Origin of the sequence: Pseudomonas sp. ADPe (assembly GCF_014843515.1) — a bacterium.
Lineage (GTDB): Bacteria > Pseudomonadota > Gammaproteobacteria > Pseudomonadales > Pseudomonadaceae > Pseudomonas > Pseudomonas citronellolis.
Genome location: NZ_CP062122.1, coordinates 6,638,907 through 6,656,116, shown reverse-complemented (window position 1 = coordinate 6,656,116; position 17,210 = coordinate 6,638,907). Strand labels below are relative to the sequence as shown.

Genomic DNA, 17,210 nt, shown 5'->3' with positions numbered 1-17,210 from the left:
AACTTTTGTTCCGGTATACCGGAACTGTATGGAACCACAGTACCTAGGATGCGGTCATGAGCGAAAACAGCCAGGAACGCGCCATGACCATTGCCACTAACCTGAAGCGATTCAGGGAAGCGAAGAAGCTCACCCAGCGCGAGGTGTGGGAAGCGGCAGGCATCAGCAAGTCGAGCTACACCGCATACGAGGCCGGTCGTTCCGATCCCACCGGCGACATCATCGTGAAGCTCGCAAAGCCCTGGGCGTAACCACAGACGAGTTGCTGCTTAACGACCAGGAAAGAACGGTATCCGAAGACCTAGCCCCCATCCTGCGCCGCTTCGACGCTCTGCCGGCAGATATCAGGAACCAAGCACGAATTGCCCTGAAAGGCGTGCTGTTCGGATACGAGCAGGAAGCACTGCGATAGCCCACCCGAGTGCGACCGTCGCACAAAGTCCACCATTAGAGATGGTGGACCCGGCTGCCGCCGGGAGTGCGCTATCGGACACTCCGCGCAGCCCCAAAAGCCATGGAGCGGCAGTGACCTCGAATACATCCTGACAATCCTGCTCCAGAGCAACCCGACGCCTACCACTGTAATTACGGTGCACACCCTACCCACGAAAGAGGCGTGCACCACCGCAGGAAAAGCCATGGCGGCCGCAGAAAAGCGACTAGGAAGACGGACAAGAACTACCTGGTCTACTGCCGTGGAGTCATACCCAAGGCAGCGCCGGAGGCATCTAAAACCAGGGTGAACCCCTGCGGCCTCCGGCCTACCCCGCCCGCTGCAAGCCGGCCTTACCCTCCAGGAACATTCGTTCCTTCCGCCAGGGCTCCGCCCTGCGCCTTCCGGCTACCCGTTGGCCCGCAGGGCCAATGCTTCGCGCTCTCCACCGGCTGGGCTAGACGGCTGAACATTCCTCGGAAGTCTGCGAGCACAACGTGCGCACACGCAGAGGCCCTGGAAGGCCGCTGTACGCGCAATTGGGGTGATCATGGCGCGGGGTGGGCTTGTGCCGAGACGAGTCCGGCGCCTCGCGAGCCAGCCGCCGAGCGAGGCGAACCAAGTTATCGTTACGTAACGGATATTGCCGACGAACGGTCGATTTATCGTTACGTTACGCTAGCCTATTTATCGTTACGTTACTATAATTAGACCATGAGCAACGGCAACGGAGCCAACCGCCATGATCGACCACCTGGACAAGCAAACCCAACCGATGGACCTGGAACCCAAGCGCGGCCGTGGTCGCCCGGCGACAGGCCAGGCGTTGAGCAATGCTGAGCGTCAACGCCTCTACCGCGAACGCCAAAAAGCGCAACGTAACGAAAATGACGATGCAAAGCGCGTACGCGCGCTGGAAAAGAGCTGGCAGAGATCAAGGCCATGTACCAGCTCCGCAGCGACCAGCTGGACGACCGCATAGCCGAAGTCCAAAGGCTGAAAGCCGAGCTGACGTCACGTAACGAAAGGCCAATCCGCTGAACGCGGCAGCAGAGCTAATCAATACCACGCGCAGAGCTGGGACACGCGGTCGAGGAAATGGAAAACGATCGGCGAAACAAACCCGGATAACGAACCGTTCGACAACTGGCGGGACGCCGAAAAGTTCGTAAAAGACCTGCTGAAAGCTGGATCAGCACTGCGTTACAGGATCGTACCGGCAAACCTGCCAGTCACCGAATATAAGTAACGTAACGCTAAAGATCCAGAATCGCACGGCAGGCCGCCTGGAGCGCTTCCAGGCGGTCATCCAGCAAAGCCCCTTCATCATCGAGCTGGGCAACCCGGCGCCTCAGTTGTCGAATCTCACCCGCAAGCCGCGGGTAGTCCTCAAGCATGCAGCAAACCGCGTCCAGGGCATCGCGCCCCGGGAACCAGAGTTTTGCGTCACGTAACAGATATTCGGGGATGTCTAGGGCGGGCATCGCATAATGGACATTACGCTAAATCGGCCCCGGAGCTTATCAGCATTGTCCGGAGCCGACTTAACGTAACGTCACGATATTATGCGAAGCCTAGGGTTCACCAGTGACGGATCTCCCGAGCCAAGCCGACCACAAACAGGATTACTCCAGGAACAACAACCAAAGCCGCCTGCCACCACGTAAGGTCAGTCATCGCCACGACTCGCCCACGCCTGCATCATGCCGAAGCCGGCCAAGCCGGCGAACACCGTGCCCACCACAACGACCAGAAGCACGGTCAACACCATCCACACATCCATCATCACCTCCGGCCTCGACGGGTATTCGCTGTCAGGCACGATCGTAAGCGCGTGCCGCCGAAACCGCCATCGGTCGCTGAAGCCAGCGGCGCGCCGCTGGACACGTCGCGCGGTGCTCCTACGTCGCTTCCGCTTGCGACGAGGCCAGCGGTTGGCGGCTGTGGCAACGAGGCCACCTGCTGGCTGCCATGATCCGGCAGCGTTGGATCGAAGAACCGATTCTCCACCGCGTTCATGCAGTACTCGAAAGTCGTCTGCACCTGCTGCCTTGCTGGGTGTAACACCCGCACCCAGTCTTCTTCCCATGGTGCCAACCGACCTTCATGCGGCTACGCACGCTGTTGCGCTCAGAAGCGTTTCATTGGTCGTCGAGACACAGTATGTGCGCGGGAAGCTGACGGGCTTGGTCAGCTCATCGTAGATCGGCGCCGACGACGGCACGGACGCAATCCGTGGCGTCCGGTCGGCCAGGTACTCCTGCAGCGTCTGCTTGCCGCCCTTCACCGATTCCGGCGCCACGGCATCCACCACCGATCCCAGCACAGCAGCGCCCGAGGGCAGCGCCTGCTGCTCAGTAGGCGCATCGTGGGCGCCCACCTTCTCCTGATAACGCTGATAGAACCGATACCGGGCAGGCCACCACACCAGGCAGGCAGGCAGCAGAGGGCCAGAGGCGCCTTGAATTTGAAGAAATGCGAAGCCCCTGGGCCGTGGACTGGTGACGTCGAAGAACTTCTTATCGAGCTTGATAGGCGTCGTCATGGCCGCCTTGAACGAGCTGGCCTTGTCGACATCGGACACCATCCCACTCGTGAGCAAAATCCGCGACGACTTGAAGATGCGCTTGAAATGGATGTGCCGGTTGGTCAACCGGCGAGCGTGCCACGTCAATGAAGCTGGGGTGCTGGGTGATTAGCCTGTGCAGATGGGCGCTAAGCATCACGCGGCCTCCACGCTGGGTTCGACGTACCCGGCCGGGCGCTGGGCGCCAAAGTCGACCTGGACGAACCGGAGCAGCGGAACCACATTGGTCGCCCGGTCGTGTTCCTGGAGCTTCTGCAGCTGAGCCTTGCTCAGGCCGGCAGCTTGGATATCACGCACATGGTCGTAGAACGTACGTCGAGCCATGGACGCCTGGGCCTCCCAGCCGTAGTCCTTCAGGCTGCGGTAGGTGCGAAACAGGTTCCGCGCGTAGGAGTCGTTCGGCTTGCCCTTTCGGTCGTATTTCGGATGCGCAGCCACCAGCGCATCAAGCACTTTCTCGTCGTCAATCACTCTCATCTCTGCACCCTCGAAAGCTGCGAACAGGTCCGCAGTCACCGCTTGCCAGCACTCCTGAATCAGGCAACGGCCATCTGCCTCCAGCCCCTGCTGGTAGGCGATCAGATCAACCAGGCGCGAAGGGATGCCGCGCCGCTCACCGATGCATCACCGTGGCTTCCATCCTAAGCAGGTTTTGCCCACTCCTGGAGGTCCGGATTGCTCAGCACCTTCACGGTCCGAGCCGCCGAAAGATCACTCCGCCCTGCCCGCTTCGCGTCCTCCAACTGGCGGAGGAATTCCGGTACTTCAGGTACGCCTTCAACCGCTTAAGCCGCGAGTCTTTGGCGCCCCAGTAGGCCGTGGTTTCGTAGTTGTCGCCCCGGCTCTTGGTGTGTCCGTTGGTGACGTTCATCAGCGCCTTGATCACCTGAAGCGCCGTGCGCTCATCAGGCAACCGCGAGTAAGTGCAGTCGATCGTGTAGACCTGAGCGGCCGACACATCGAGCTTCGAAAACAGGTCGGGATACGTGCCAGCGATCCACTTCAGCATCACCTGGGCACCAAGGTTGATCGATGTAGGGCCGTACACGTTGTGGCCCTGGAGCAGCTTCGCCGGGCTGGCTTTCACCTCGATCCCTGGCATGAGCCGCTTCCCAAGCGACTGGTGGAACACCTTGAACGCAAGCGGCGTGAATCCGGTGCTCAACGACTCCCAGGTGTGTCGCAGGTAGTCGGCCTGTAATTGGCCGTCCTCTCCCCTGCTAATCTGGCCCTGAAGCGGAACACCTAGGGCCTCCAGATCGACCATGTGCACCGGATCAGCAGCACCATCGACACCGAGCAACTGGATATGCTCGATGGCGAACGGGATGAAGAGGTGCAGCTTGTCGAGCATTGGCAAAATCCCTGTCAATATCGGCATGCCGATACAATCTGGACGGGATCATAAGACTTGAAACTACCGGCGATCAACAACTTTTGTTCCGGTATACCGGAACTGTATGGAACCACAGTACCTAGGATGCGGTCATGAGCGAAAACAGCCAGGAACGCGCCATGACCATTGCCACTAACCTGAAGCGATTCAGGGAAGCGAAGAAGCTCACCCAGCGCGAGGTGTGGGAAGCGGCAGGCATCAGCAAGTCGAGCTACACCGCATACGAGGCCGGTCGTTCCGATCCCACCGGCGACATCATCGTGAAGCTCGCAAAGCCCTGGGCGTAACCACAGACGAGTTGCTGCTTAACGACCAGGAAAGAACGGTATCCGAAGACCTAGCCCCCATCCTGCGCCGCTTCGACGCTCTGCCGGCAGATATCAGGAACCAAGCACGAATTGCCCTGAAAGGCGTGCTGTTCGGATACGAGCAGGAAGCACTGCGATAGCCCACCCGAGTGCGACCGTCGCACAAAAGTCCACCATTAGAGATGGTGGACCCGGCTGCCGCCGGGAGTGCGCTATCGGACACCCGCGCAGCCCCAAAAAGCCATGGAGCGGCAGTGACCCTCGAATACATCCTGACAATCCTGCTCCAGAGCAACCCGACGCCTACCACTGTAATTACGGTGCACACCCCCTACCCCACGAAAGAGGCGTGCACCACCGCAGGAAAAGCCATGGCGGCCGCAGAAAAAGCGACTAGGAAGACGGACAAGAACTACCTGGTCTACTGCCGTGGAGTCATACCCAAGGCAGCGCCGGAGGCATCTAAAAACCAGGGGTGAACCCCTGCGGCCTCCGGCCTACCCCCGCCCCGCTGCAAGCCGGCCTTACCCTCCAGGAACATTCGTTCCTTCCGCCAGGGCTCCGCCCTGCGCCTTCCGGCTACCCGTTGGCCCGCAGGGCCAATGCTTCGCGCTCTCCACCGGCTGGGCTAGACGGCTGAACATTCCTCGGAAGTCTGCGAGCACAACGTGCGCACACGCACAGAGGCCCCTGGAAGGCCGCTGTACGCGCAATTGGGGTGATCATGGCGCGGGGTGGGCTTGTGCCGAGACGAGTCCGGCGCCTCGCGAGCCAGCCGCCGAGCGAGGCGAACCAAGTTATCGTTACGTAACGGATATTGCCGACGAACGGTCGATTTATCGTTACGTTACGCTAGCCTATTTATCGTTACGTTACTATAATTAGACCATGAGCAACGGCAACGGAGCCAACCGCCATGATCGACCACCTGGACAAGCAAACCCAACCGATGGACCTGGAACCCAAGCGCGGCCGTGGTCGCCCGGCGACAGGCCAGGCGTTGAGCAATGCTGAGCGTCAACGCCTCTACCGCGAACGCCAAAAAGCGCAACGTAACGAAAATGACGATGCAAAGCGCGTACGCGCGCTGGAAAAGGAGCTGGCAGAGATCAAGGCCATGTACCAGCTCCGCAGCGACCAGCTGGACGACCGCATAGCCGAAGTCCAAAGGCTGAAAGCCGAGCTGACGTCACGTAACGAAAAGGCCAATCCGCTGAACGCGGCAGCAGAGCTAATCCAATACCACGCGCAGAGCTGGGACACGCGGTCGAGGAAATGGAAAACGATCGGCGAAACAAACCCGGATAACGAACCGTTCGACAACTGGCGGGACGCCGAAAAGTTCGTAAAAGACCTGCTGAAAGCTGGATCAGCACTGCGTTACAGGATCGTACCGGCAAACCTGCCAGTCACCGAATATAAGTAACGTAACGCTAAAGATCCAGAATCGCACGGCAGGCCGCCTGGAGCGCTTCCAGGCGGTCATCCAGCAAAGCCCCTTCATCATCGAGCTGGGCAACCCGGCGCCTCAGTTGTCGAATCTCACCCGCAAGCCGCGGGTAGTCCTCAAGCATGCAGCAAACCGCGTCCAGGGCATCGCGCCCCGGGAACCAGAGTTTTGCGTCACGTAACAGATATTCGGGGATGTCTAGGGCGGGCATCGCATAATGGACATTACGCTAAATCGGCCCCGGAGCTTATCAGCATTGTCCGGAGCCGACTTAACGTAACGTCACGATATTATGCGAAGCCTAGGGTTCACCAGTGACGGATCTCCCGAGCCAAGCCGACCACAAACAGGATTACTCCAGGAACAACAACCAAAGCCGCCTGCCACCACGTAAGGTCAGTCATCGCCACGACTCGCCCACGCCTGCATCATGCCGAAGCCGGCCAAGCCGGCGAACACCGTGCCCACCACAACGACCAGAAGCACGGTCAACACCATCCACACATCCATCATCACCTCCACGGCCTCGACGGGTATTCGCTGTCAGGCACGATCGTAAGGCGCGTGCCGCCGAAACCGCCATCGGTCGCTGAAGCCAGCGGCGCGCCGCTGGACACGTCGCGCGGTGCTCCTACGTCGCTTCCGCTTGCGACGAGGCCAGCGGTTGGCGGCTGTGGCAACGAGGCCACCTGCTGGCTGCCATGATCCGGCAGCGTTGGATCGAAGAACCGATTCTCCACCGCGTTCATGCAGTACTCGAAAGTCGTCTGCACCTGGCTGCCTTGCTGGGTGTAACACCCGCACCCAGTCTTCTTCCCATGGTGCCAACCGACCTTCATGCGGCTACGCACGCTGTTGCGCTCCAGAAGCGTTTCATTGGTCGTCGAGACACAGTATGTGCGCGGGAAGCTGACGGGCTTGGTCAGCTCATCGTAGATCGGCGCCGACGACGGCACGGACGCAATCCGTGGCGTCCGGTCGGCCAGGTACTCCTGCAGCGTCTGCTTGCCCTTGCCCTTCACCGATTCCGGCGCCACGGCATCCACCACCGATCCCAGCACAGCAGCGCCCGAGGGCAGCGCCTGCTGCTCAGTAGGCGCATCGTGGGCGCCCACCTTCTCCTGATAACGCTGATAGAACCGATACCCGAAGACGGCCACCACACCCAGGCAGAGAAGCAGCGCATAGAGGGCCAGAGGCGCCTTGAATTTGAAGAAATGCGAAGCCCCCTGGGCCGTGGACTGGTAGACGTCGAAGAACTTCTTATCGAGCTTGATAGGCGTCGTCATGGCCGCCTTGAACGAGCTGGCCTTGTCGACATCGGACACCCCTTCCCACTCGTGCCGCAAAATCCGCGACGACTTGAAGATGCGCTTGAAATGGATGTGCCGGTTGGTCAACCGGCGAGCGTGCACGTCAATGAAGCTGGGGTGCTGGGTGATTAGCCACAGCTCGCGTCCCTCATGGCGCACGGTTTCCATCTTGGAGCAGTACTCGGGAACCGGCTTGCGAATGTCCCTGGGCGGGAAAAAGCCCTGGGCCTCATCCACCACGATCAGACTGTTCTCGGGCAGTTCGAACCACTTATGCGGGTCCTCGAACTCGTACCATTCCGCCTTAAGCAGCTCGGGCTTAAGGCCGCGAATATTGTGGAAGTACACAAGCCGGCCTTCTTTAACCGCCTGCGCATCTACTTCCTTGATCGTGTTAAGCGTCTTGCCATTGCCAGGAAGACCAGTAACCAAGTTCAGTGGCGAGCCCATACGTTAAGCCTCCAGGACGCCATACTTTTTCTTGCGGCCACTGAGCTTGTTAACGCCGTTCAAGATGAACCGGGTGGTCACTGCGGAAAGAACAATGTTCACCGCAACATCAACATTGGCCAGGCCAAGAATTTGCTGAACTTGGATGGGCATTCCGCCAAGGGCTGCAATCAAGTGATCCTTGGCGGCATTAATTGCCAGATTGATTCCGATATAGCTCATTACGCCAATGCCCAAGGCGCGAAGCACCATGTTCACCAGCGGAATAAGCACGAAGCTCAAAAACGAAAACGCATAGTAGAACCACATAATCAATCACCTCCAAAGGCGCGACCAACATACGTTGCAAAGAACAGGGATGCCCAGGCGACAAGGAACTTTCCAACCAGCTCGGCGTACTGACAGACCGGCTGCCAGTTAAACTGGAGAGGTCCTACATGCAGTGTTGTTGTTGAAACCGCCGGGCATGCCGAAGGCAAGAACCGAGTGCCTTCGCCAAACAGCGAGCCAATATCTACATCGCCGCCATCGAGCATCGTGTACTTCTCCTGGCCTATTTCCTCGCCAATCTTGTCGAAACCTTTTTGCGCATCCTGGAGTTCCTTGTTCTCGCAATAGGCATTCTTCTGGCGCTCAGCAATCGCACAATTAACGGCATCACCAGTGCACTTAAACGCCTTGTCGCAAGCCGTGCCCTCGACACCAGGTTCCTTGTCGTCACCATCGTCACCGTCGTTACCACCTCCGCCGCCACCGCTGGAGCCGTCGCCGCTACCATCGCCGCCGGTACTGCCGCCATCCCCGCCACTGCCGCCGGTACTGCCGCCGCCAGAAGAGCCGCCATCACCACCAGGCGTCGGGTTGTCGGGGTTCTCGTTCCCACCACCATTCGTGGGGAAGCAAGCAGTGCCTGACCAGGAATAGCCATCCGGGCACTTGTCGTCAGGATCGATATCCGGCGGTGTCGTCTCGGCCGCAGAACAGCCGACAGTGCCATTGGCCACGTGCTCGCACTTGAACTGCTTTGCCAGTTCGTCCAGATAATCCTGAAGATCTTGGTCAGGGTTGCCGGAGTTATCCGACATGACGTTATTACCAACCGGCTTCATTTCAACTTCGCATTGTGTGTCCGTACAGTTCTTCGGCTCTCCGGGCTCATAAATGCAACCATCCTTAATATCTCCATCGAGACCAAAAACAGCAGAACCATCAGCAAATGAATACTGAATGGTTTTCGTATATGAACTTTTAGCCAGGCACTCTCCATCAGTTGGAGGATCACAAACACCAGTAAGGCCATTAAATACAGTACCGGAAGGGCATGAATCACCAGATCTAGTCGCAGACATGCCGGAGTGAATTGCGCCATCAGACACCCGCAGAGCGACACATCGGAACTGTGTGTCAGAAATCCTATCCAAGTGATCAAAGACAAACTGATTATCATAAGGAATCTGAGCGCAAGCAGAAAAGGGACTAGGGCCGGAGTAAGTATTCCCATACCAGCTGGTAGTAGTCCAAATGTACTCAGACGAGTAAGCGGACAATGGGGGCATTAAAAATAAAAGCAAAATCAATATAGCCCGCATAACTAGCCTCTCAAAATAAAAAAAGCCCCGTCAGGGGCCTTTAATTCAACCTGACGCTATAACCGACCGAACAAGATCAGCAACGCCGCTAACACGTTTACCGCGAGCCAGTACATTTCGTAGGTCATGAAGTAAGAGGGGGCCTAAGCCCCCTCCTCCCCTGTTACATCGCGCGGCGCAGCCAGCGCAAAGCCGCGATGGCGAACAGCACGCCCAGGACCAGGTAGCCCAGCTCGTTGCTGTCCGCCTTGGCCGACGCAGCGTCGGTGGCCATCGAGGCCGGCAGCTCGGCGTAAGCCTGCATGGCCAGACCGCCCACACCAGCGGCGATGGCGCCGCCGGAGACCAGAGCCTTGCGGCCGTACTTCTTCACAGCGTTCATGTATTTCATGTTGGCGACCCTCCAGGTCAGTTGGTACTCAGATGCTTCTTCAGGGCGAGGACGCAGAACACCGCGAAGAACACACCAATGGTGTAATCCTGCAGCTCCTTGCGCTCCTCAGGCGACAGGGAGCCCAGGCTCCCCGCGTCCTGCACTGTCATGGCAGTCAGCTGGCCAGAGCACCGGGCAAGCCCGCTCTCGTCCACCAGCCAATCACCATCACAGACCAGGTACTTCATCGGTCACACTCAGCCCGTAGCCTTCAGCTGCTGCTGGGTGACCAGGGGAACCGGCTTGCCGCCGTTCTCGTTCGACAGCCACGTGTCCATGCCGACAGTGCCGCCAGCGGACTTCCACGGCCGGTTGTAGCAGGGCACACACACCTGCTTGCCCTTGAGGGTGTCGTAGAAGTCGCGAAGGCCGGCGTCGAGCTGCTGCTTGGACAGGCGAATGCCAGTAGTCACCTCGACCATCTGGCCGAACTGGTCCTGACTCTCGCCGCTGACCAGGACGTAGTGTTCCTCGAAGCCGTTGCGGGATTTTTTGACAGACGTGCCTTTGCACAGGCCGATTTTCACGAACATGGGGGAACCTCACGGGTAGCTTTTCGGGGTTGATCGCACCAGGACCAGAACCGGCGCAGGAGCAAGAAGAACGTGGCCAAGAAGGCGGCCAGGGAGGCAACCAGGATCACCACCACAAGCCAGATCGGCATGAGTTGGAAGGCATCCACCAGGGCCTTGAGAATCGGCGTCAGAGCGGCCGTAATGGCCAGGTACACCACCCAGCCGAATGCAAAACGGAGGGGCGCTTTCATCAGGCACCATCCCCTTGGGAGTCACGAAGGCAGTGCTCCCAGGCGTTCAGCTTGAGAGCAGTAAGGCGCTCGTAAACGTCGAACTCGATCAGGTCGGCTCCCAGGTAGCCCGAGAGCAAACCGGACACAAAGCCCAACTGAAAAGCACGCTCGGAAACAGGGCAGTAACGTAGCTTGGTGAGGCTCCTGTGGAGCCTGTGCAGATGGGCGCTAAGCATCACGCGGCCTCCACGCTGGGTTCGACGTACCCGGCCGGGCGCTGGGCGCCAAAGTCGACCTGGACGAACCGGAGCAGCGGAACCACATTGGTCGCCCGGTCGTGTTCCTGGAGCTTCTGCAGCTGAGCCTTGCTCAGGCCGGCAGCTTGGATATCACGCACATGGTCGTAGAACGTACGTCGAGCCATGGACGCCTGGGTTTCCTCCCAGCCGTAGTCCTTCAGGCTGCGGTAGGTGCGAAACAGGTTCCGCGCGTAGGAGTCGTTCGGCTTGCCCTTTCGGTCGTATTTCGGATGCGCAGCCACCAGCGCATCAAGCACTTTCTCGTCGTCAATCACTCTCATCTCTGCACCCTCGAAAGCTGCGAACAGGTCCGCAGTCACCGCTTGCCAGCACTCCTGAATCAGGCAACGGCCATCTGCCTCCAGCCCTGCTGGTAGGCGATCAGATCAACCAGGCGCGAAGGGATGCCGCGCCGCTCAAGCCACCGATGCATCACCGTGGCTTCCATCCTAAGCAGGTTTTTTGCCCACTCCTGGAGGTCCGGATTGCTCAGCACCTTCACGGTCCGAGCCGCCGAAAGATCACTCCGCCCTGCCCGCTTCGCGTCCTCCAACTGGCGGAGGAATTCCGGGTACTTCAGGTACGCCTTCAACCGCTTAAGCCGCGAGTCTTTGGCGCCCCAGTAGGCCGTGGTTTCGTAGTTGTCGCCCCGGCTCTTGGTGTGTCCGTTGGTGACGTTCATCAGCGCCTTGATCACCTGAAGCGCCGTGCGCTCATCAGGCAACCGCGAGGTAAGTGCAGTCGATCGTGTAGACCTGAGCGGCCGACACATCGAGCTTCGAAAACAGGTCGGGATACGTGCCAGCGATCCACTTCAGCATCACCTGGGCACCAAGGTTGATCGATGTAGGGCCGTACACGTTGTGGCCCTGGAGCAGCTTCGCCGGGCTGGCTTTCACCTCGATCCCTGGCATGAGCCGCTTCCCAAGCGACTGGTGGAACACCTTGAACGCAAGCGGCGTGAATCCGGTGCTCAACGACTCCCAGGTGTGTCGCAGGTAGTCGGCCTGTAATTGGCCGTCCTCTCCCCTGCTAATCTGGCCCTGAAGCGGAACACCTAGGGCCTCCAGATCGACCATGTGCACCGGATCAGCAGCACCATCGACACCGAGCAACTGGATATGCTCGATGGCGAACGGGATGAAGAGGTGCAGCTTGTCGAGCATTGGCAAAATCCCTGTCAATATCGGCATGCCGATACAATCTGGACGGGATCATAAGACTTGAAACTACCGGCGATCAACAACTTTTGTTCCGGTATACCGGAACTGTATGGAACCACAGTACCTAGGATGCGGTCATGAGCGAAAACAGCCAGGAACGCGCCATGACCATTGCCACTAACCTGAAGCGATTCAGGGAAGCGAAGAAGCTCACCCAGCGCGAGGTGTGGGAAGCGGCAGGCATCAGCAAGTCGAGCTACACCGCATACGAGGCCGGTCGTTCCGATCCCACCGGCGACATCATCGTGAAGCTCGCAAAAGCCCTGGGCGTAACCACAGACGAGTTGCTGCTTAACGACCAGGAAAGAACGGTATCCGAAGACCTAGCCCCCATCCTGCGCCGCTTCGACGCTCTGCCGGCAGATATCAGGAACCAAGCACGAATTGCCCTGAAAGGCGTGCTGTTCGGATACGAGCAGGAAGCACTGCGATAGCCCACCCGAGTGCGACCGTCGCACAAAAGTCCACCATTAGAGATGGTGGACCCGGCTGCCGCCGGGAGTGCGCTATCGGACACTCCGCGCAGCCCCAAAAAGCCATGGAGCGGCAGTGACCCTCGAATACATCCTGACAATCCTGCTCCAGAGCAACCCGACGCCTACCACTGTAATTACGGTGCACACCCCCTACCCCACGAAAGAGGCGTGCACCACCGCAGGAAAAGCCATGGCGGCCGCAGAAAAAGCGACTAGGAAGACGGACAAGAACTACCTGGTCTACTGCCGTGGAGTCATACCCAAGGCAGCGCCGGAGGCATCTAAAAACCAGGGGTGAACCCCTGCGGCCTCCGGCCTACCCCCGCCCCGCTGCAAGCCGGCCTTACCCTCCAGGAACATTCGTTCCTTCCGCCAGGGCTCCGCCCTGCGCCTTCCGGCTACCCGTTGGCCCGCAGGGCCAATGCTTCGCGCTCTCCACCGGCTGGGCTAGACGGCTGAACATTCCTCGGAAGTCTGCGAGCACAACGTGCGCACACGCACAGAGGCCCCTGGAAGGCCGCTGTACGCGCAATTGGGGTGATCATGGCGCGGGGTGGGCTTGTGCCGAGACGAGTCCGGCGCCTCGCGAGCCAGCCGCCGAGCGAGGCGAACCAAGTTATCGTTACGTAACGGATATTGCCGACGAACGGTCGATTTATCGTTACGTTACGCTAGCCTATTTATCGTTACGTTACTATAATTAGACCATGAGCAACGGCAACGGAGCCAACCGCCATGATCGACCACCTGGACAAGCAAACCCAACCGATGGACCTGGAACCCAAGCGCGGCCGTGGTCGCCCGGCGACAGGCCAGGCGTTGAGCAATGCTGAGCGTCAACGCCTCTACCGCGAACGCCAAAAAGCGCAACGTAACGAAAATGACGATGCAAAGCGCGTACGCGCGCTGGAAAAGGAGCTGGCAGAGATCAAGGCCATGTACCAGCTCCGCAGCGACCAGCTGGACGACCGCATAGCCGAAGTCCAAAGGCTGAAAGCCGAGCTGACGTCACGTAACGAAAAGGCCAATCCGCTGAACGCGGCAGCAGAGCTAATCCAATACCACGCGCAGAGCTGGGACACGCGGTCGAGGAAATGGAAAACGATCGGCGAAACAAACCCGGATAACGAACCGTTCGACAACTGGCGGGACGCCGAAAAGTTCGTAAAAGACCTGCTGAAAGCTGGATCAGCACTGCGTTACAGGATCGTACCGGCAAACCTGCCAGTCACCGAATATAAGTAACGTAACGCTAAAGATCCAGAATCGCACGGCAGGCCGCCTGGAGCGCTTCCAGGCGGTCATCCAGCAAAGCCCCTTCATCATCGAGCTGGGCAACCCGGCGCCTCAGTTGTCGAATCTCACCCGCAAGCCGCGGGTAGTCCTCAAGCATGCAGCAAACCGCGTCCAGGGCATCGCGCCCCGGGAACCAGAGTTTTGCGTCACGTAACAGATATTCGGGGATGTCTAGGGCGGGCATCGCATAATGGACATTACGCTAAATCGGCCCCGGAGCTTATCAGCATTGTCCGGAGCCGACTTAACGTAACGTCACGATATTATGCGAAGCCTAGGGTTTCTCTTCCTGCCGCTACTCCCGATCACCGGACCACAGCACCAGGTACACCGGAAGCCAGATCGGCATAAGCAACACGCCCAACGTAAACAGGTCAATCTCCATCATCGCCACGGCCTCGACGGGTATTCGCTGTCAGGCACGATCGTAAGACGCGTGCCACCGAAACCGCCATCGGTCGCTGAAGCCAGCGGCGCGCCGCTGGACACGTCGCGCGGTGCTCCTACGTCGCTTCCGCTTGCGACGAGGCCAGCGGTTGGCGGCTGTGGCAACGAGGCCACCTGCTGGCTGCCATGATCCGGCAGCGTTGGATCGAAGAACCGATTCTCCACCGCGTTCATGCAGTACTCGAAAGTCGTCTGCACCTGGCTGCCTTGCTGGGTGTAACACCCGCACCCAGTCTTCTTCCCATGGTGCCAACCGACCTTCATGCGGCTACGCACGCTGTTGCGCTCCAGAAGCGTTTCATTGGTCGTCGAGACACAGTATGTGCGCGGGAAGCTGACGGGCTTGGTCAGCTCATCGTAGATCGGCGCCGACGACGGCACGGACGCAATCCGTGGCGTCCGGTCGGCCAGGTACTCCTGCAGCGTCTGCTTGCCCTTGCCCTTCACCGATTCCGGCGCCACGGCATCCACCACCGATCCCAGCACAGCAGCGCCCGAGGGCAGCGCCTGCTGCTCAGTAGGCGCATCGTGGGCGCCCACCTTCTCCTGATAACGCTGATAGAACCGATACCCGAAGACGGCCACCACACCCAGGCAGAGAAGCAGCGCATAGAGGGCCAGAGGCGCCTTGAATTTGAAGAAATGCGAAGCCCCCTGGGCCGTGGACTGGTAGACGTCGAAGAACTTCTTATCGAGCTTGATAGGCGTCGTCATGGCCGCCTTGAACGAGCTGGCCTTGTCGACATCGGACACCCCTTCCCACTCGTGCCGCAAAATCCGCGACGACTTGAAGATGCGCTTGAAATGGATGTGCCGGTTGGTCAACCGGCGAGCGTGCACGTCAATGAAGCTGGGGTGCTGGGTGATTAGCCACAGCTCGCGTCCCTCATGGCGCACGGTTTCCATCTTGGAGCAGTACTCGGGAACCGGCTTGCGAATGTCCCTGGGCGGGAAAAAGCCCTGGGCCTCATCCACCACGATCAGACTGTTCTCGGGCAGTTCGAACCACTTATGCGGGTCCTCGAACTCGTACCATTCCGCCTTAAGCAGCTCGGGCTTAAGGCCGCGAATATTGTGGAAGTACACAAGCCGGCCTTCTTTAACCGCCTGCGCATCTACTTCCTTGATCGTGTTAAGCGTCTTGCCATTGCCAGGAAGACCAGTAACCAAGTTCAGTGGCGAGCCCATACGTTAAGCCTCCAGGACGCCATACTTTTTCTTGCGGCCACTGAGCTTGTTAACGCCGTTCAAGATGAACCGGGTGGTCACTGCGGAAAGAACAATGTTCACCGCAACATCAACATTGGCCAGGCCAAGAATTTGCTGAACTTGGATGGGCATTCCGCCAAGGGCTGCAATCAAGTGATCCTTGGCGGCATTAATTGCCAGATTGATTCCGATATAGCTCATTACGCCAATGCCCAAGGCGCGAAGCACCATGTTCACCAGCGGAATAAGCACGAAGCTCAAAAACGAAAACGCATAGTAGAACCACATAATCAATCACCTCCAAAGGCGCGACCAACATACGTTGCAAAGAACAGGGATGCCCAGGCGACAAGGAACTTTCCAACCAGCTCGGCGTACTGACAGACCGGCTGCCAGTTAAACTGGAGAGGTCCTACATGCAGTGTTGTTGTTGAAACCGCCGGGCATGCCGAAGGCAAGAACCGAGTGCCTTCGCCAAACAGCGAGCCAATATCTACATCGCCGCCATCGAGCATCGTGTACTTCTCCTGGCCTATTTCCTCGCCAATCTTGTCGAAACCTTTTTGCGCATCCTGGAGTTCCTTGTTCTCGCAATAGGCATTCTTCTGGCGCTCAGCAATCGCACAATTAACGGCATCACCAGTGCACTTAAACGCCTTGTCGCAAGCCGTGCCCTCGACACCAGGTTCCTTGTCGTCACCATCGTCACCGTCGTTACCACCTCCGCCGCCACCGCTGGAGCCGTCGCCGCTACCATCGCCGCCGGTACTGCCGCCATCCCCGCCACTGCCGCCGGTACTGCCGCCGCCAGAAGAGCCGCCATCACCACCAGGCGTCGGGTTGTCGGGGTTCTCGTTCCCACCACCATTCGTGGGGAAGCAAGCAGTGCCTGACCAGGAATAGCCATCCGGGCACTTGTCGTCAGGATCGATATCCGGCGGTGTCGTCTCGGCCGCAGAACAGCCGACAGTGCCATTGGCCACGTGCTCGCACTTGAACTGCTTTGCCAGTTCGTCCAGATAATCCTGAAGATCTTGGTCAGGGTTGCCGGAGTTATCCGACATGACGTTATTACCAACCGGCTTCATTTCAACTTCGCATTGTGTGTCCGTACAGTTCTTCGGCTCTCCGGGCTCATAAATGCAACCATCCTTAATATCTCCATCGAGACCAAAAACAGCAGAACCATCAGCAAATGAATACTGAATGGTTTTCGTATATGAACTTTTAGCCAGGCACTCTCCATCAGTTGGAGGATCACAAACACCAGTAAGGCCATTAAATACAGTACCGGAAGGGCATGAATCACCAGATCTAGTCGCAGACATGCCGGAGTGAATTGCGCCATCAGACACCCGCAGAGCGACACATCGGAACTGTGTGTCAGAAATCCTATCCAAGTGATCAAAGACAAACTGATTATCATAAGGAATCTGAGCGCAAGCAGAAAGGGACTAGGGCCGGAGTAAGTATTCCCATACCAGCTGGTAGTAGTCCAAATGTACTCAGACGAGTAAGCGGACAATGGGGCATTAAAAATAAAAGCAAAATCA

At 58.6% G+C, this 17,210-nt stretch carries 20 protein-coding genes and 2 pseudogenes; 8 read left to right on the top strand and 14 right to left on the bottom strand.

Annotated elements, in window-relative coordinates; all coding sequences use genetic code 11:
* The first annotated feature begins 56 nt into the window (after positions 1-56).
* Both IG194_RS32945 and IG194_RS29970 read left to right on the top strand, forming a co-directional pair.
* Positions 57-251 carry a helix-turn-helix domain-containing protein gene (locus tag IG194_RS32945; RefSeq protein WP_225617145.1) on the top strand — a complete coding sequence of 65 codons (195 nt, stop codon included), beginning with the start codon at positions 57-59 and terminating at the stop codon, positions 249-251.
* A gap of 924 nt (positions 252-1,175) precedes the next feature.
* A complete protein-coding gene (locus IG194_RS29970) occupies positions 1,176-1,415 on the top strand; it encodes a hypothetical protein (protein ID WP_192353617.1) in 240 nt (79 codons plus the stop codon).
* Between the two features lie 687 nt (positions 1,416-2,102).
* Here the strand turns inward: IG194_RS29970 and IG194_RS29965 are convergent.
* The 3 genes and pseudogenes from IG194_RS29965 to IG194_RS29955 all read right to left on the bottom strand — a co-directional run bounded on the left by IG194_RS29965 (position 2,103) and on the right by IG194_RS29955 (position 4,374).
* Positions 2,103-2,255: a hypothetical protein gene (locus IG194_RS29965; protein ID WP_192353616.1), complete on the bottom strand. Its 153-nt coding sequence runs from the start codon at positions 2,253-2,255 to the stop codon at positions 2,103-2,105.
* Positions 2,256-2,537: 282 nt separating this feature from the next.
* A complete protein-coding gene (locus IG194_RS29960; protein WP_192353615.1) occupies positions 2,538-3,086 on the bottom strand; it encodes a hypothetical protein in 549 nt (182 codons plus the stop codon).
* Positions 3,087-3,155: 69 nt separating this feature from the next.
* Positions 3,156-4,374 (bottom strand): annotated as a pseudogene (locus IG194_RS29955) (phage/plasmid replication protein, II/X family).
* Positions 4,375-4,508: 134 nt separating this feature from the next.
* Between IG194_RS29955 and IG194_RS32940 the strand changes: the two are divergent.
* From IG194_RS32940 to IG194_RS29940, 3 genes are all read left to right on the top strand, one after another.
* Positions 4,509-4,703 carry a helix-turn-helix domain-containing protein gene (locus IG194_RS32940; protein WP_225617145.1) on the top strand — a complete coding sequence of 65 codons (195 nt, stop codon included), beginning with the start codon at positions 4,509-4,511 and terminating at the stop codon, positions 4,701-4,703.
* Positions 4,704-4,978: 275 nt separating this feature from the next.
* Complete coding sequence (locus IG194_RS29945; protein ID WP_058487229.1) at positions 4,979-5,203, top strand: hypothetical protein; 225 nt, start codon at positions 4,979-4,981, stop codon at positions 5,201-5,203.
* A 437-nt stretch (positions 5,204-5,640) separates the two neighbouring features.
* Complete coding sequence (locus tag IG194_RS29940) at positions 5,641-6,150, top strand: hypothetical protein (RefSeq protein ID WP_192353612.1); 510 nt, start codon at positions 5,641-5,643, stop codon at positions 6,148-6,150.
* A 536-nt stretch (positions 6,151-6,686) separates the two neighbouring features.
* Here the strand turns inward: IG194_RS29940 and IG194_RS29935 are convergent.
* The 8 genes and pseudogenes from IG194_RS29935 to IG194_RS29900 form a co-directional block, all read right to left on the bottom strand.
* Entirely contained in the window at positions 6,687-7,937 is a 1,251-nt protein-coding gene (locus IG194_RS29935) for a zonular occludens toxin domain-containing protein (protein WP_192353610.1), read from the bottom strand.
* Positions 7,938-7,940: 3 nt separating this feature from the next.
* Positions 7,941-8,246, bottom strand: a complete 306-nt coding sequence (locus IG194_RS29930) for a DUF2523 domain-containing protein (RefSeq protein ID WP_064987540.1) — start codon at positions 8,244-8,246, stop codon at positions 7,941-7,943.
* Between the two features lie 2 nt (positions 8,247-8,248).
* Entirely contained in the window at positions 8,249-9,286 is a 1,038-nt protein-coding gene (locus tag IG194_RS29925) for a virulence factor TspB C-terminal domain-related protein (RefSeq protein ID WP_192353614.1), read from the bottom strand.
* Between the two features lie 403 nt (positions 9,287-9,689).
* The gene (locus tag IG194_RS29920; protein WP_064987534.1) at positions 9,690-9,917 is read right to left on the bottom strand and encodes a major capsid protein; all 228 of its coding nucleotides are present in this window, start codon (positions 9,915-9,917) and stop codon (positions 9,690-9,692) included.
* A gap of 17 nt (positions 9,918-9,934) precedes the next feature.
* Positions 9,935-10,147: a hypothetical protein gene (locus IG194_RS29915; protein ID WP_192353613.1), complete on the bottom strand. Its 213-nt coding sequence runs from the start codon at positions 10,145-10,147 to the stop codon at positions 9,935-9,937.
* 9 nt (positions 10,148-10,156) lie between these two features.
* Complete coding sequence (locus IG194_RS29910) at positions 10,157-10,492, bottom strand: DNA-binding protein (RefSeq protein ID WP_058487234.1); 336 nt, start codon at positions 10,490-10,492, stop codon at positions 10,157-10,159.
* Positions 10,483-10,725 (bottom strand): hypothetical protein, encoded by a 243-nt coding sequence (locus IG194_RS29905; protein WP_058487233.1) that lies wholly within the window; start codon positions 10,723-10,725, stop codon positions 10,483-10,485. Before IG194_RS29905 ends, IG194_RS29910 begins: the two co-directional genes overlap by 10 nt.
* Before the next feature lie 217 nt (positions 10,726-10,942).
* Positions 10,943-12,172, bottom strand: a pseudogene (locus IG194_RS29900) (phage/plasmid replication protein, II/X family).
* 134 nt (positions 12,173-12,306) lie between these two features.
* Here IG194_RS29900 and IG194_RS29895 point away from each other — a divergent pair.
* The 3 genes from IG194_RS29895 to IG194_RS29885 all read left to right on the top strand — a co-directional run bounded on the left by IG194_RS29895 (position 12,307) and on the right by IG194_RS29885 (position 13,950).
* Positions 12,307-12,663, top strand: coding sequence for a helix-turn-helix domain-containing protein (locus tag IG194_RS29895; RefSeq protein ID WP_058487230.1), 357 nt, complete (start codon positions 12,307-12,309; stop codon positions 12,661-12,663).
* A 115-nt stretch (positions 12,664-12,778) separates the two neighbouring features.
* Positions 12,779-13,003, top strand: a complete 225-nt coding sequence (locus IG194_RS29890; protein ID WP_058487229.1) for a hypothetical protein — start codon at positions 12,779-12,781, stop codon at positions 13,001-13,003.
* 437 nt (positions 13,004-13,440) lie between these two features.
* Positions 13,441-13,950, top strand: coding sequence for a hypothetical protein (locus tag IG194_RS29885; protein ID WP_192353612.1), 510 nt, complete (start codon positions 13,441-13,443; stop codon positions 13,948-13,950).
* A gap of 435 nt (positions 13,951-14,385) precedes the next feature.
* Here IG194_RS29885 and IG194_RS29880 read toward each other — a convergent pair whose 3' ends face one another.
* Genes IG194_RS29880 through IG194_RS29870 form a run of 3 tightly spaced genes read right to left on the bottom strand, consistent with a single transcriptional unit; the run spans position 14,386 to position 16,985 of the window.
* The gene (locus tag IG194_RS29880; protein WP_192353610.1) at positions 14,386-15,636 is read right to left on the bottom strand and encodes a zonular occludens toxin domain-containing protein; all 1,251 of its coding nucleotides are present in this window, start codon (positions 15,634-15,636) and stop codon (positions 14,386-14,388) included.
* 3 nt (positions 15,637-15,639) lie between these two features.
* Positions 15,640-15,945 carry a DUF2523 domain-containing protein gene (locus IG194_RS29875; protein ID WP_064987540.1) on the bottom strand — a complete coding sequence of 102 codons (306 nt, stop codon included), beginning with the start codon at positions 15,943-15,945 and terminating at the stop codon, positions 15,640-15,642.
* A gap of 2 nt (positions 15,946-15,947) precedes the next feature.
* Positions 15,948-16,985, bottom strand: a complete 1,038-nt coding sequence (locus tag IG194_RS29870) for a virulence factor TspB C-terminal domain-related protein (RefSeq protein WP_192353614.1) — start codon at positions 16,983-16,985, stop codon at positions 15,948-15,950.
* Positions 16,986-17,210: the final 225 nt, after the last annotated feature.